Origin of the sequence: Actinomadura sp. NPDC048394, from assembly GCF_040651755.1 — a bacterium.
In the GTDB taxonomy this organism is placed as follows: Bacteria; Actinomycetota; Actinomycetes; order Streptosporangiales; family Streptosporangiaceae; genus Spirillospora; species Spirillospora montaniterrae.
Map to the genome: position 1 here is coordinate 23,572 of NZ_JBEZJL010000050.1, position 13,511 is coordinate 37,082.

The 13,511-nt window shown below is 70.9% G+C and carries 14 protein-coding genes; 6 read left to right on the forward strand and 8 right to left on the reverse strand.

The window, feature by feature from the left end:
- The first annotated feature begins 4 nt into the window (after positions 1–4).
- On the forward strand, positions 5–880 hold the full coding sequence (locus AB0C78_RS31835) for a glutamate ABC transporter substrate-binding protein (protein WP_360755041.1): 876 nt from the start codon (positions 5–7) through the stop codon (positions 878–880).
- A gap of 166 nt (positions 881–1,046) precedes the next feature.
- Entirely contained in the window at positions 1,047–2,255 is a 1,209-nt protein-coding gene (locus AB0C78_RS31840; RefSeq protein ID WP_360755044.1) for a hypothetical protein, read from the forward strand.
- Here the strand turns inward: AB0C78_RS31840 and AB0C78_RS31845 are convergent.
- A complete protein-coding gene (locus tag AB0C78_RS31845; RefSeq protein ID WP_360755047.1) occupies positions 2,216–3,025 on the reverse strand; it encodes a hypothetical protein in 810 nt (269 codons plus the stop codon). The genes AB0C78_RS31840 and AB0C78_RS31845 overlap by 40 nt on opposite strands.
- A gap of 145 nt (positions 3,026–3,170) precedes the next feature.
- Between AB0C78_RS31845 and AB0C78_RS31850 the strand changes: the two genes are divergently transcribed.
- Positions 3,171–3,692 carry a PH domain-containing protein gene (locus tag AB0C78_RS31850; protein ID WP_225991518.1) on the forward strand — a complete coding sequence of 174 codons (522 nt, stop codon included), beginning with the start codon at positions 3,171–3,173 and terminating at the stop codon, positions 3,690–3,692.
- A gap of 64 nt (positions 3,693–3,756) precedes the next feature.
- Here the strand turns inward: AB0C78_RS31850 and AB0C78_RS31855 are convergent, their stop codons facing one another.
- The 6 genes from AB0C78_RS31855 to AB0C78_RS31880 form a co-directional block, all read right to left on the reverse strand.
- The gene (locus AB0C78_RS31855; protein WP_360755051.1) at positions 3,757–5,208 is read right to left on the reverse strand and encodes an FAD-dependent oxidoreductase; all 1,452 of its coding nucleotides are present in this window, start codon (positions 5,206–5,208) and stop codon (positions 3,757–3,759) included.
- Positions 5,209–5,218: 10 nt separating this feature from the next.
- Positions 5,219–6,046: an ABC transporter permease gene (locus AB0C78_RS31860; protein WP_360755054.1), complete on the reverse strand. Its 828-nt coding sequence runs from the start codon at positions 6,044–6,046 to the stop codon at positions 5,219–5,221.
- Positions 6,043–6,912 (reverse strand): ABC transporter permease, encoded by an 870-nt coding sequence (locus tag AB0C78_RS31865; RefSeq protein WP_360755057.1) that lies wholly within the window; start codon positions 6,910–6,912, stop codon positions 6,043–6,045. The genes AB0C78_RS31860 and AB0C78_RS31865 overlap by 4 nt, the downstream gene beginning before the upstream one ends.
- Positions 6,912–8,156 carry a spermidine/putrescine ABC transporter substrate-binding protein gene (locus AB0C78_RS31870; protein ID WP_360755060.1) on the reverse strand — a complete coding sequence of 415 codons (1,245 nt, stop codon included), beginning with the start codon at positions 8,154–8,156 and terminating at the stop codon, positions 6,912–6,914. Before AB0C78_RS31870 ends, AB0C78_RS31865 begins: the two co-directional genes overlap by 1 nt.
- Entirely contained in the window at positions 8,153–9,304 is a 1,152-nt protein-coding gene (locus tag AB0C78_RS31875) for an ABC transporter ATP-binding protein (protein WP_360755062.1), read from the reverse strand. Before AB0C78_RS31875 ends, AB0C78_RS31870 begins: the two co-directional genes overlap by 4 nt.
- A 117-nt stretch (positions 9,305–9,421) precedes the next feature.
- On the reverse strand, positions 9,422–10,855 hold the full coding sequence (locus AB0C78_RS31880) for a gamma-aminobutyraldehyde dehydrogenase (RefSeq protein ID WP_360755064.1): 1,434 nt from the start codon (positions 10,853–10,855) through the stop codon (positions 9,422–9,424).
- 164 nt (positions 10,856–11,019) lie between these two features.
- On the opposite strand from AB0C78_RS31880, the gene AB0C78_RS31885 reads away from it, so the two are divergent.
- Complete coding sequence (locus tag AB0C78_RS31885) at positions 11,020–11,511, forward strand: Lrp/AsnC family transcriptional regulator (RefSeq protein WP_151539748.1); 492 nt, start codon at positions 11,020–11,022, stop codon at positions 11,509–11,511.
- Positions 11,512–11,626: 115 nt separating this feature from the next.
- Entirely contained in the window at positions 11,627–11,896 is a 270-nt protein-coding gene (locus AB0C78_RS31890) for a DUF1778 domain-containing protein (protein WP_360755068.1), read from the forward strand.
- 241 nt (positions 11,897–12,137) lie between these two features.
- On the opposite strand, the gene AB0C78_RS31895 is transcribed toward AB0C78_RS31890, so the two are convergent.
- Complete coding sequence (locus AB0C78_RS31895; protein WP_360755070.1) at positions 12,138–12,569, reverse strand: HIT family protein; 432 nt, start codon at positions 12,567–12,569, stop codon at positions 12,138–12,140.
- Between the two features lie 86 nt (positions 12,570–12,655).
- On the opposite strand from AB0C78_RS31895, the gene AB0C78_RS31900 reads away from it, so the two are divergent.
- A complete protein-coding gene (locus tag AB0C78_RS31900) occupies positions 12,656–13,381 on the forward strand; it encodes an ATP-binding cassette domain-containing protein (RefSeq protein ID WP_360755072.1) in 726 nt (241 codons plus the stop codon).
- Positions 13,382–13,511 lie beyond the last annotated feature (130 nt).

A 13,511-nucleotide genomic window follows, 5' to 3' on the forward strand; every position in this document is an offset into this window, starting at 1 on the left:
CGGAATGGAGACCATGGGGATCCGGCGGAACGGGACCGTGCTGCGCGCGGCGGCGGCGCTGCTGACCGCCGGGACGGCGGCGCTGTCGGCGGCGGCGTGCGGGATCGCCGACGCGGGCGAGACGTCGATCGTGCACAAGAGCGACCTCACGATCGGCGTCAACACCGACCAGCCCGGCGTCGGGGCGCGCAGCGGCGGCACCTACGCGGGCTTCGACATCGACGTCGCGACGGAGGTCGCCAAGCGGCTCGGCGTCACGGGCTCGCACCTGCGCTTCGCCCCGGTGACGTCCAAGACCCGCGAGAGCCTGATCGAGAAGGGCAAGGTCGACCTCGTCGTCGCCAGCTACTCGATCACGCCCGAGCGGAAGCTGGACGTGGCGTTCGCCGGGCCGTACTACGTCGCGCACCAGGACATCCTCGTCCGCGCGTCCGACGCGTCGGCGGTGAAGAGCGTCCACAACCTCGCCGGGAAGCGGCTGTGCCGGGTCGCCGGGTCGGTGTCGTACCCGCGCGTCCACGACGAGATGGGCGTGGCGGCGCTTCCGGCGGACGTCGGGGGCTACGCGGCCTGCCTGGACGACCTCACCGCGGGCCGTCTCGACGCCGTCTCGACCGACGACCTGATCCTGGCGGGCCTGGCGGCGAAGGCCGTCAAGGAGGGCCACAAGGTGGCGATCGTCAACGCCCCGTTCTCCGACGAACCGTACGGCATCGGCCTGCGCAAGGACGACGTGGACGGCTGCGAGAAGGTGAACAAGGTCCTCACCAAGATGTACCAGGACGGGACCCTGCCGAAGCTGCTGCACAAATGGTTCGATCCCGCGGGCCTGAAAGTCACCACGACCGTGCCCCAATTCGAGGGCTGTGACGAAGCGTGACCGCGCGGACGCGCAATGGCAGGAATGGCGGGGCGTGAAGGGCGGATGAGACCGGACGGTCACTGAGATCAGTCGGTTACGTAAGTTCCGGTCGGCGCGCGTGATCGTAAGTTATGGTCGCGATCAAAACCCATTCCGGTAGGAACCGCCTCGCCCGAGGAGTGCCATGACGACGGTCGTCCTGGTGGTGCTGTGCGTCGTGGTCGGGGCGCTGGAACTCTACGCGGGGCGGCAGTCCCGCAACCAGGCCACCGCGTTCGCGCGCCGCGTCGACGAGCTGAACGAGCAGGTCACCAAGCAGAACAACGTGCTGGTCACGGTCGGCGAGCAGCTCACCGCCGAGCTGTCGCGGGTCAAGCAGGACGTGCTGCCCGCGCTGGACGGCCGGCTGCGGCACAACCACGAGCAGGTCGAGGAGCTGGCGGGGCGCGTCCACCAGGCCGACGAACACCTGCGCGTGCAGGCGGGCCGGCTGCACGACCTGGAGCAGCAGCGCATCACGCTCGCCGCGCTGCGCCGCAAGCTCGCCGACATCGAGACGTCGGTGCGGTCGGTGACCGGCGCCGGCGCCGCCGACGTCGAGGGCAAGGTCGAGGGCGCGCTGGACCGGCTCGCCGAGCTGGAGCGCGGCGGCGAGGAGATCCTCGAGCTGCAGCGCACCCTCACCCGCACGCTGGAGGACGTCGAGGACGTCGTCACCGAGCTGCTCCAGTTCACCGAGGGCGAGCTCGACGACACCGTCACGGCCGCGCTGACGGGGCGGCCGCGCGAGCACCCCGGCGGGACGTCCGTGACCGCCACGGGGCGGCTGTGGGCGCGCGACGAGCAGCTCGAGGACATCCTCACCGAGATGTACGAGCGGTGCGTGCGGGCCAGCCGGCTGAACGTCCGGTTCCGCACCGCCGAGGGCACCGACGGGACGGCGCCGGGCTCGCCCGAGCGGCGCCGCTACTTCCTCGGCGGCCAGGCCGCCGAGGACCTCGCGGGCGCGTTCAGCGCGCTGCTCATCTCGGCCGGCACCGAGGCGCCGAAGAACGGCCTCACCGCCAACGGGGGTGACCGCCGCAGCGGCCTGGCCCGCGTCGAGCCGGGCCTCCCGCCCGGTGTGGAGCCCGCGCGCGCTCCGGAGGACGAGGAGGCCCTCAAGGCGCTCCTGCGCACCCTGTCGGAGTGTTCCGGGGCGGTGGCGCAGATCGGGCCGCTGATGGCCGTCCGCACCCGCGACGAGCTGCTCTGCGCGGTGCTGACGGCGGCGCAGTCACTGGAGCTGGAGAGCGACGAGGTGTTCTGGGACCCGTCGTCGGCCACCGAGCGGCTGCGGCGGCTGCCGTCGCATCAGCTGTGGGACCTCACCGCCTGGGCTTCCGCGCCGTAAGCCGGGCCGGCACCGTAGGCCGGGTCCGCGCCGTGGGCGGTTCCGGGCGTGCCGTGGGCGGTGCTCGGGGCGCCATGGCCGGTACCGGGCGTGCCGTGGGCAGTGCCGGGCGTGCCGTGGGCTGTGCCGGGCGTGCCGTGGGCGTTCGGGGCGTGGCCGGTGTTCGGGGCGTAGGCCCAGACCGTCCGCTCGGCGGGGCCGCCGATCCGCACGTACAGCGGGCAGTGCAGCGCGCGCGTCACGGGTTCGACCTCCGCGCACAGCCCGACGCCTGCGGCACGGTCGAGGAACACCACGTTCTCCACCGCGCGCGCGCCGCGCACCGCGTACGGCACCGAGTCGGCGTCGCCGGTGTCGAACAGCTCCTCGAAGGTCAGCCGCCGCGCGAACCGCATCAGCGTGTCCGCGTCCACGACCCGGCTGCCGATCGCCTCCGCCGGGCCCGCCACGACGATGCCGAAGCTCGGGTTCTCCCGGCCCCGCACGTAGATCTCCCGGTCCGGCTCCAGGCCCCGGCGCCGGTCCGGGAGCTGCAGCCCGAACCCGGCGGCGCCGTCCAGGAACGCGGGCGGGCCGAACCCGGTCGCGCCGCCCGGCACCCGCAGCACCGTCTCCGGCGTCCGCCACCCCGGCAGGTACACGCCGAGCCCGCGCAGCATCAGCCGCCAGATGGGGCGGCCCATGACGTCGTGGGCGAACTCCCCTTGCGCTCCCCCGGCGCCCGCACGGCCCTCCTGCGGCTGCCGACCGGGCTCCCCAACGCCGTCCATGACCAACATCATCAGCCGCGCGTCCCGCGCGCACAAGGGCGATCCGGCGTTCCCGCGCGACCCGCGCGCCTCACCCCCGCGGTCCCTGCACCGCCGGCGCGCGTTGGGCTACCGTTGGACGCACCGGACACGATGGGGAACCGCAGTGAATCTGCAGGACATGGTGGTCCACCGCGACGACACGACGACGCGGATGGTCGACAGGTACTTGATGTCCTACGAGGGACGGGTCATCGCCGTGCGCCGGCACCCCGCCCTCCTCCTGCTGCCGATCGCGTCCACGGTCGCCGCCCTCGTCCTGTGCGCGGCCGTCCAGATCACCATCGGCCTGGTGTGGATCTGGCTGCTGTGGCTGGTCAGCCTCGGCTACCTGCTCTGGAACCTCGCCGCCTGGTCCATGCAGTTCTTCCTGGTCACCGAGCACCGGGTCATGGTGATCCGCGGCGTCCTCAACCGGGACATCGCGATGATGCCGATGGCGAAGGTCGACAACATCGAGCTGAAGCGCTCCTACACGGGCCGGGCGCTCGGCTACGGCGAGTTCATCATCGAGTCCGCGGGGCAGAAGCAGGGGCTCCGGAGGGTCCGCTTCGTGCCGTACCCGGAGCAGCTCTACCTCGAGGTCTCGTCGTTCGTCTTCGGCACCGTCGACGCGGCGCCGGACTGACCTCCCGGCCGGGCGGCGCGCGACCCCGCCGGTCGGCGGGCGACCCCGCTGGTGGCGCGGGCTGTCAGGAGTCGAAGCCGAGGCCGAAGCGGTCCAGGGCGCGCAGCCACAGGCCGCGGCGGCCGTCGTTGCGGTCGGCGCGGGCCATCTCGCGCCGCGTCAGCTCGATGACGCCGTACCTGAGCGGTTCGGGCGGGAACGGGACGGGCTTGGAGCGCACCATCGCCAGCCGCGTCCGCTCGGTCTCCTCACCGGGCGCAAGGCCGACGCGGAGCAGATCGAGCATGACGTCCGCACCGAAACGCGTGGCTCCCACACCGAGGCCGGTATAGCCCGCCGCATAGGCGAGCCTCCGGTCGAAGGCCGTCCCGTAGAAGGCGCAGAAGCGGCTGCACGTGTCGATGACGCCGCCCCACGCGTGCGTGAAACGTACGCCCTCCAGCTGCGGGAACGTGTCGAAGAAATGCCGCGCCAAGGCGGCGAAAGTGGCGGGACGGTTCTCCAGGTCGCGACGCATCCCGTTGCCGTAGTGGTAGACGGCGTCGTACCCGCCCCAGAGGATCCGGTCGTCCGCGGTGAGCCGGTAATAGTGGAACTGGTTTCCGGCGTCCCCGAGCCCCTGCCGATGCTTCCAGCCGATCGCGTCGCGCTGCGCCGGAGAAAGCGGCTCGGTCACCAATGCGTAGTCGTACACGGGGACGAGAAGACTACGCATGCGCCGCAGCAGCGGCGGGAATGCGCCCGTCGCGAGCGCGACGCGCCGGGCCGTCACCGACCCGTGCGCGCCGCTCAGCCGCAGCCGGCGGGCGTCCGAACGCACACCGGTCACCCGCGCGTTCTCGTGGATACGGACGCCGAGGGACCGGCACGCGGCCGCCAGCCCGAACGCGAGCTTCGCGGGATGCACCATGACGACCGCGTCCCGGTCCCACAGCCCGGCGAGGTAGGTGGGCGACGCGACCTCCCGGCGGACGGCGTCCGGGCCGAGCAGGATCGGCTCCCAGCCCAGCTCGTACGCCTTCTCCGCCTCCCGTTCCAGCAGCGGGACCTGCCACTCCCGCGTCGCGACGGTCATCTCGCCGGTCGGGTCCCACTCGGCGTCGATGCCGTAGCGGGTGAGGGTGGTGCCGATGGCGCGCAGGTTGTCCCAGCCGAGCCGTTCGAGCTCGTGCATCTCGTCCGGCCAGCGGCCCGAGCCGTTCTCCAGGCCGTGGGTGAGGCTCGCCGCGCAGAACCCGCCGTTGCGCCCCGACGCGGCGGACCCCACCCGCCCGGCCTCCAGCACGACGACGTCCAGGGACGGGTCGCGCTCCTTGGCGAGCAGGGCCGTCCACAGGCCGCTGTAGCCGCCGCCGACCACGGCCAGGTCGCAGACCTGGTCGCCCGCCGGCGGCGGCTCCGGCTCGGGACGCGCCGCGCCGGCGAGCCAGTACGGCACGGGCTCGGCGTCCGCGAGCGCCTTCGCGACGTCGTACGGCACGCTCGCGGAGCCGGTCACGCTCGCGGGATCGGGCACGTCCGCGCCCTCAGCGGGACGCGCGGATGCTGCGCCGCGCCGACACCACGGCGATCACCACGCCGACCGCGAAGATGATCGTCCCCATCACGTTGACCTGCGGCGGCGTCCCGGTCCGGGTGGAGCCGTAGATCCACAGCGGGAACGTGATGGTGGAGCCGCTGGTGAAGTTGGTGATGACGAAGTCGTCGATGGACAGCACGAACGCCAGCAGCGCCCCCGCCACCACCCCTGGCATGATCATCGGCAGCGTGACCAGCCGGAACCGCGTCCACGGCCCGGCCCCGAGGTCCTGCGCCGCCTCCTCCACCGCCGGGTCCAGGCCGACCACGCGCGCCCGCACCGTCACCGCGACGAACGCGATCGAGAACATCACGTGCGCCAGCAGGATCGTCAGGTAACCGCGCGGCAGGTTGAACGTGACGAACATGGACAGCAGCGACGCGCCCATCACGATCTCCGGGCAGGAGATCGCCATGAACAGCACCAGGTTCGTCACGCCCTTGCCGCGGAACCGGTACCGGCCGAGCGCGATGCCGGCGAACGTCCCGATGACGGTGGTGATGGCGGTGCTGAACAGCGCGATCGTCAGCGAGTTGACCACCGCCGTGGTCAGGTCCTCCTTGTCGAACAGGTGGACGTACCACTTGAACGTGAAGCCCTGCCACTGGAAGTTCTGCTTGCTGTGCGTGTCGTTGAACCCGAACATGATCATGATGGCGATCGGCAGGATCAGCCACGCGATCAGCAGCAGCGTGTACAGGTGCAGGCCGGAGATCCGGCGGCGCCGGCGCGGCGGCGCGGGGCGCGGGGCCGCGGTGGGTGCGATCGTCGTCATCGTCCCGCCGCCTCCAGAACGTCCTGCGTGCCCAGCGACCGCGCGTACACGAAGATGCCGACCAGCAGGATCGCCATCAGCGCGAACGACAGCGCCGACGCGACCGGGTAGGCGCTGTTGTCGAAGTACTCCGTCTGGATCACGTTGCCGATCATCGTGTTCTGCGGGCCGCCCAGCACCTCGGCGTTGACGTAGTCCGAGGACACGGGCACGAACGTCATGATGACGCCCGCGAACACCCCCGGCAGCGACAGCGGCAGCACCACCCGCGCGAACGCCTGCGCGCGGCTCGCGTACAGGTCGTACGCGGCCTCGACGACGCGCTCGTCGATCCGCTCCAGCGCCACGTAGATCGGCAGCACCATGAACGGCAGGAAGTTGTACGTCAGCCCCGACACCACCGCGACGCCCGTGTCCAGCACGTGGAAGCCGTCCGGCAGGATGCCGTGGTTCCGCAGCGGACCGAGGATCGGCCCGTTGTCGGTCAGGACCAGCTTCCACGACACCGTCCGCAGGACGAACGACACGAAGTACGGCAGCAGCAGCAGGAACAGGTACGTCGACTTGTGCCGCCCGCCGCGGAAGGCGATCCAGTACGCGGCGGGGTACGCGAGCGCGATGCACAGGACGGTCGCTATCAGGCCGTACCAGAGCGACCGCACCACCTTGTCGCCGTAGGTGTTCAGGCTGTCGGTGTAGTTCTGCCAGTGGAACGTCTGCCGGAAGCCGTCGATGAGGTTCCCCGTCTGCAGCGACAGCGACACCATCAGCACGATCGGCACGATGAAGAACGCCAGCATCCACAGCCCGCTCGGCAGGATCATCAGGTACGGCGTCGACGCGCCGCCCCGGGACCGCCGGGCCATCACGACCCCTTGGCGATGGGCTCGAAGATCTTCTGGTACTGCGTCTCCTCCGCCTGCGTGAGCCGCCGGTAGTGCCGCAGCCGCTGCATGTCCGCGTCCGTCGGGAACACCAGCGGGCTCGTGCTGAGCCGGGTCAGGTCCTTCTTCTCCTGGCCCGTCGCCTTCGCCGCGTCCGCCGCGACGACCTGCTTCACGCCCGGCACCGGCGTGATGTAGTTGACGAACTCGGTCAGCGGCGCGTTGTTCTCCGGGACGTACAGCCAGTCCATCAGCGTGATCGCGTCGACGGGGGCGCTCGCGGTCTTCGGGATGCACATGTTGTCGGTCCAGATGGTGCCGCCCTCCTTCGGGATGGCGAACCGCACGTCCGGACTGGTCATGCTGTACACGTCACCGGACCACGCCATCGTCATCCACACGTCGCCCTTGCTGACGGCGTCGACGTAGTCCTGGTTGTAGTACTTGCGGACGATCCCCTTGTCGCGCTGCTCCCGCAGCTTCGCCGCCGCCTTCTCCCAGTCGGCCTGCGTCGACTTCTCCGGGTCGATGCCCAGCAGGAACATCCCGAAGTTCCCGAGCTCCTGCGAGTCGCCCATCATGCCGACCCGCCCCTTGTACTTCGGGTCGAACAGCTGCGCGATGCTGGTGATCTCCTCCTTGACGTACTTGGTGTTGTACGCGATCCCGGTGATGCCCGACTCGTACGGGACCGTGAACGCGTTGCCCGGGTCGTACGACGGGTTCTTGAACGTCGCGCCGGCGTTGGCCTGGAAGTTCTTCAGCCGCGACTGGTCCAGCGGCGCGAGGTAGCCGAGCTGCCGCGCCTGCTCCAGCTGGATCCCGTTCGTCATCACCATCAGGTCGAACCCGATGGACTGGCCCGCCGCCAGCGGGGCCTGGATCTTGCCGAACCAGGGCCCCATCTCCTGGATGACCTCCTTGTAGTCCACCTTGATGCCGGTGGCCTTCTCGAAGGCCTTGATGGTCGAGTGGTCGTCCTCCATGTAGCCCGGCCAGTTCGCCCAGTTGAGCTTCCCGGTCCGGGCCTTGCCCGCCCAGTACTTCTGCACGTCGGTCTGGGTGACCTTCTCCTTGCCGCCCTGCCCCTTCACGCCGCAGGCGGACAGGGCCAGGCCGGCGCCCGCCGCGCCCATCAGCCGCAGGACGTCCCGGCGGGACGCGGTGGACCGTGCCAGCCGCGGGCGGGTCAGGCCGCGCAGGAACGCGGGGTCGATGTTCGTCACTGGGGGGCTCCTATGGCGTACGAGTGGCGCGGGTCCCACGACAGCCAGACGCCGTCCCCGCGAACGGCGATGTCGTCGGCGTTCGTGGCGTTCTGCAGGAACACGACCACGTCGGCGCCGGTGGAGGTGGTGATGTTGTAGTTCGTCGAGGTCCCCAGGTAGACGACCTCCGTGACCGTGCCGCGGACGCGGCACAGGTCGCCGGCCGGCTTGTCGGTCCCGATGCCGATCTTCTCCGGCCGGACCGTCAGCTCCAGCCGCTCCCCCGCCGCGACCGCCAGCCCGTCCCGCACCGGCACCTCGATCCGCCCGTCCGCCCCGTAGGAGATCACGGCGCCGCCCCCGGACACCTCGGCGACCTCCCCGCCGAGCAGGTTCGACGTCCCGATGAACCCGGCCACGAACCGCGTCGCCGGATGCTCGTAGATCTCCCGCGGCGTGCCGAGCTGCTCGATCAGCCCGTCGTTCATCACCGCGATCCGGTCCGACATCGTCAGCGCCTCGCCCTGGTCGTGCGTCACGTACACGAACGTGATGCCGACCTCCCGCTGGATGCGCTTCAGCTCGACCTGCATCGCCTGCCGCAGCTTCAGGTCGAGCGCGCCGAGCGGCTCGTCCAGCAGCAGCGCGCGCGGCCGGTTCACCAGCGCGCGCGCCAGCGCGACCCGCTGCTGCTGGCCGCCCGACAGTTCGGCGGGACGGCGCCGCTCCCGCCCCGTCAGGTCGACGATCTCCAGCATCTCGCCGACCCGCGCCTTGACGTCGGCCTTGCCGACGCCGCGCCGGCGCAGCCCGAACGCCACGTTGTCGAAGACGTTCATGTGCGGGAACAGCGCGTACGACTGGAACACCATGTTCACGTCACGGCGGTTGGCGGGCACGCCGGTGACGCTGTTTCCGTGCAGGTAGACCTCGCCGGCCGTCGGCTCCTCGAAGCCGGCGATCATGCGCATCGTGGTGGTCTTGCCGCAGCCGGACGGGCCGAGCAGGGAGAAGAACTCCCCCTGCGCGATCGTCAGGTCCACGCCGCGGACCGCCGCGACGGCCTCGCCGTAGGCGTGGTAGGTCTTCTCGACTCCCGTGAGCTCGATGGCGGGAACTGCGCGACCCGGGTCGTCGCGCGCCGGGGCGGGCTGGGTTTCGGTCATGGGCAGGGGTTTCCTTCACGAGCTCGTGGCGCCCGACCACCACGGCGACGCCCCCGCGCCGGCCGGCGTCCGTCCGGAGGACCGGACGCCGGCCCGCGCACCGCCGCGGTACGTCCCTCAGGCGCCGATGTAGTGCATGACGTGCTTGACGCGGGTGTAGTCCTCGATTCCGTACATCGACATGTCCTTGCCGTAGCCGGAGTGCTTGAAGCCCCCGTGCGGCATCTCCGAGACGAACGGGATGTGGGTGTTCACCCACACCGCCCCGAAGTCCAGTGCCTTGCTCATGCGCATCGCGCGCCCGTGGTTCTGCGTCCACACGCTGGCCGCCAGCCCGTACCGGACGCCGTTCGCCCACTCGATCGCCTGCGCCTCGTCGGAGAACCGCTGGACGGTGATGACCGGGCCGAACACCTCGTTCTGCACGATCTCGTCGTCCTGGCGGAGCCCGCCGACGACCGTCGGCTCGAAGAAGTAGCCGGTGTCACCGGACCGCGACCCGCCGGCCAGCACGCGCGCGTGCGACGGCACCCGGTCGATGAAGCCCTGCACGCGCTCCAGCTGCGCCTGGCTGTTCACCGGACCGTAGAAGGCGTCGGTGTTGCTCGGCGGGCCGACCACCGTGCCGCGCGCCGCCTCGGCGAGCGCCTCGGTGAAGTCGTCGTGCAGCCGGTCGGCGACCAGCACCCGCGTCGCCGCGGTGCAGTCCTGGCCGGCGTTGAAGTAGCCGGCCTCGGCGATGCCCTGCGCCGCCGACTCCACGTCCGCGTCGTCGAACACCACGACGGGCGCCTTGCCGCCGAGCTCCAGGTGCACCTTCTTCAGGTCCTTCGCGGCGGACGCGGCGACCTCCATGCCCGCCCGCACGCTGCCGGTGATCGACACCATCTGCGGCGTCGGGTGCTCCACCAGCGCGCGGCCGGTGTCGCGGTCGCCGCAGATCACGTTGAACACGCCCGGCGGCAGGTGCTCCGCGGCGATCTCCGCCAGCATCAGCGTGCTGACCGGGGTCGTCTCGGACGGCTTGAGCACCACGGTGTTGCCCGTCGCGAGCGCCGGCCCGATCTTCCAGACCGCCATCATCATCGGGTAGTTCCAGGGCGTCACCTGCGCGCACACCCCGATCGGCTCGCGCCGGATCGACGAGGTGTGGTCCGCCAGGTACTCGCCGGTGGCCTTGCCCTCCAGGACGCGGGACGCGCCCGCGAAGAACCGGAGGTTGTCCACCATCGGCGGCAGCTCCTCGTCCATGGTGAGCTGGACGGGCTTGCCGGTGTCGCGGCTCTCCGCCTCGACCAGCTCGCGTCCCCGGGCCTCGACCGCGTCCGCGAACCGCAGCATCGCCAGGCTGCGCTCGCCGGGCGTGGCGTCCCGCCAGGCGGGGAACGCCTCCGCGGCGGCGCGGAACGCGGCGTCGACGTCCTCGGCGCCGGACACGGGCGCCTCCGCGTACGCTTCGCCGGTGCTGGGGTCGACCACCTCCAGCGTCCGCCCGTCCTTGGCGTCGGTGTACTCGCCACCGATAAAGTTGCGCAGCCGTTCGCCGCTCATCTCGATCCTTCCTGGGCGCCGCCGCCCGAACTGTCCCGTTGGCCTGACCCTGACAGACGTTCCAGCCCAACACAAGTGATTCCGTTGTTACGATCCAGTTTCACGACTAATTCACTTGGACCAGCCGCCTCACACCCTCGATGCCGCAGCTAGGAGTACCAACGATGACGGAGGAGCGCCCTCCCGCCCGCCGGGGCTCCGCCCGGCCGCCCGTCCACCTCGACGAGACCGCCAAGCGGATCATCGAGCAGCTCCAGCAGGACGGCCGCCGCTCCTACGCCGCCATCGGCAAGGCCGTCGGCCTCTCCGAGGCCGCGGTCCGGCAGCGCGTGCAGAAGCTCCTCGACACCGGCGTCATGCAGATCGTCGGCGTGACCGACCCGCTGATGCTCGGCTTCTCCCGGCAGATGATGATCGGCGTGAAGTGCGAGGGCGACCTGGAGACGATCGCCGACGAGCTCGCCGCCGTCGACGAGATCGACTACGTCGTCATCGCCGCCGGCTCGTTCGACATCCTGCTCGAGCTGGTCTGCGAGGACGACGAGCGCCTCCTGGAACTGCTGGGCCGGATCCGCGCCGTGCCCGGCGTCGTCTCCACGGAGAGCTTCGTCTACCTCAAGCTGCGCAAACAGACCTACTCCTGGGGGACCCGCTGAGGCCGCGCGCCGCCGTCCGCCTTCGCCCGCCATCCGTCGATTCTCGTCCCCAATGAGGATGTCCCGGCAACCCCTCGCGGCGTACTTTGAGATGCCGCAAGGAAGGAGACCGGCCATGTCTGAGTCGGTCCGTCCGGACCTTCCCGCCTCTGGAACCGACGACCGCATCGCTCTGAGCACGTCCGCCGAGCAGCTCCTCGCCATCCGCAAGGCCGCCGATCTGATCGGCTGGAACGTCGCCGACTACGTCCTGTCCGCCGCCCTCGACCGCGCGGAACGCGACCTGTACGAGCACGCCGCCGCCCTCCGCGCCGCCAACCCCGGCCCACCCCCGGCCCCCAAGGCGACCGAGCCCTTCCTAGCCCTCCTCCTAGCCCTGAGCTAACCCCCGGACGCCCCCGCCCCAACAGCGGGGGCGCCCCCGCAAGCCGCCAAACAACCCTCCCCGAGCACCACAGCCTCGCGCAGCCGATGGATCCAGCAGCGCCTTCACTGGCCCAGACAAACCAGCCCAGTCAGTGACCCGGCACCCCACCGGTTTCTGCGAAGGATCGCCCGGCGGCTCGGGGTCAGGCGGCTCGGGGTCAGGCGGCTCGGGGTCAGGCGGCTCGGGGTCAGGCTCGGGGTCAGGCGAAGGCGGTGGATAGGCGGGAGGCGTAGTCGGCGGCCTCGGCGTCGGAGTCGTACTTCTGGCGGGGCCAGAAGAAGCCCCTCAGACCGTCCTTGCGGTTGCGTGGAACGACGTGCACGTGGAGGTGGGGGACGCTCTGGCTGATGCGGTTGTTCATGGCGACGAAGGAGCCGGCCGCGCCGAGCACCGACTCCATGGCTGCTGCGAGCCGCTGCGCGTGCTGGAAGTACGGGCCGACGAGGTCGGCGGGCAGGTCCGGCAGCGTCTCGACATGCGTCCGCGGCACCAGCAGCGTGTGCCCCTTGAAGAGCGGCCGGACATCGAGGAACGCGAGCGCGTCCGGAGCGTCGAGGACGATGTGGGCGGGGCGCTCTCCCTTCACGATCTCGCAGAATATGCAGGGCTTGCCGGACGCGGAGTCAGCCATGCGCGGCATTCTGCCGCCCTCCGCCTGCGTGCGCAGCCTCCTCCCTAACGGCGTCCTTAGGTTTCCGCGACTACCCTTCGTGTCCTATGCGGCTCGACGATGTCGCCTTCCGCTATCACCGGAGGGGCCCCTGGGTGCTGCGGGACGTCACGCTCTCCCTACCGGCGGGCAGCGTCACCGAGGTGACCGGACGGAACGGCGCGGGAAAGTCCACCCTTCTCCGCCTCATCGCCGGCCTTCGCGCCCCCGGGCGGGGCTCGGTGCGGGACAGGCCGAGCCGGATCGGATACGCGCCCGAGCGCTTCCCCGTGGACCAGCCGTTCACCGTCCGCTCCTACCTCGGCCACATGGCCGCCGTCAGGCGCGCGCCCAAGGACGCGATCGGAACGTGGGCCGAGCGTCTGTCTTTCGATCACCTCCTCGACGTGCGGTTGCCGGAGCTGTCCAAGGGCAGTGCGCAGAAGGTCGGGCTCGCCCAGGCGCTCATGGACGATCCGGGCCTCCTCATCCTCGACGAGCCGTTCGCCGGCCTGGACGCGGCGACCCGCGACACCCTCCCGGGCCTGATCGCCGGCCTCGCCGCCGAGGGCGCAACCGTGGTCATCAGCGACCACCAGCGCTGCATCGAATCCCTTCCGGGCATCGACCGGCTCCAGGTCGCGAACGGCACGGTGACGCGCCTGGCTCCCGGCGAGGAACCGGACGCACCGAGGCTCACGGTGCTCGAGGTCGTGGTGCCCGAAGCCGACGCCGACACTGCGGAGACCAAACTCCGCGCCGACGGCTACACCGTGCGGAGGCCCGACCAGTGATCACCAAGCCCCCCGCAAACACCGAAGCGCTTCCAGAAGACAGCCGACAACCCGCCTACGAGACCCCTGCCTCCCCCCGCAATGAGGCCAGCCTCCTAAGCCGGCAATGGCCACCAGCCCACGCCCGGCA

What these genes read in the sequence shown, in the direction of transcription:
- AB0C78_RS31840 (WP_360755044.1), top strand. Translation starts at nt 1,047, where the DNA reads ATGACGACGGTCGTCCTGGTGGTGCTGTGCGTCGTGGTCGGGGCGCTG.
- AB0C78_RS31865 (WP_360755057.1), bottom strand. Translation starts at nt 6,912, where the DNA reads ATGGCCCGGCGGTCCCGGGGCGGCGCGTCGACGCCGTACCTGATGATC.
- AB0C78_RS31890 (WP_360755068.1), top strand. Translation starts at nt 11,627, where the DNA reads ATGTCTGAGTCGGTCCGTCCGGACCTTCCCGCCTCTGGAACCGACGAC.
- AB0C78_RS31880 (WP_360755064.1), bottom strand. Translation starts at nt 10,855, where the DNA reads ATGAGCGGCGAACGGCTGCGCAACTTTATCGGTGGCGAGTACACCGAC.
- AB0C78_RS31860 (WP_360755054.1), bottom strand. Translation starts at nt 6,046, where the DNA reads ATGACGACGATCGCACCCACCGCGGCCCCGCGCCCCGCGCCGCCGCGC.
- AB0C78_RS31885 (WP_151539748.1), top strand. Translation starts at nt 11,020, where the DNA reads ATGACGGAGGAGCGCCCTCCCGCCCGCCGGGGCTCCGCCCGGCCGCCC.
- AB0C78_RS31875 (WP_360755062.1), bottom strand. Translation starts at nt 9,304, where the DNA reads ATGACCGAAACCCAGCCCGCCCCGGCGCGCGACGACCCGGGTCGCGCA.
- AB0C78_RS31835 (WP_360755041.1), top strand. Translation starts at nt 5, where the DNA reads ATGGAGACCATGGGGATCCGGCGGAACGGGACCGTGCTGCGCGCGGCG.
- AB0C78_RS31895 (WP_360755070.1), bottom strand. Translation starts at nt 12,569, where the DNA reads ATGGCTGACTCCGCGTCCGGCAAGCCCTGCATATTCTGCGAGATCGTG.
- AB0C78_RS31845 (WP_360755047.1), bottom strand. Translation starts at nt 3,025, where the DNA reads ATGGACGGCGTTGGGGAGCCCGGTCGGCAGCCGCAGGAGGGCCGTGCG.
- AB0C78_RS31900 (WP_360755072.1), top strand. Translation starts at nt 12,656, where the DNA reads ATGCGGCTCGACGATGTCGCCTTCCGCTATCACCGGAGGGGCCCCTGG.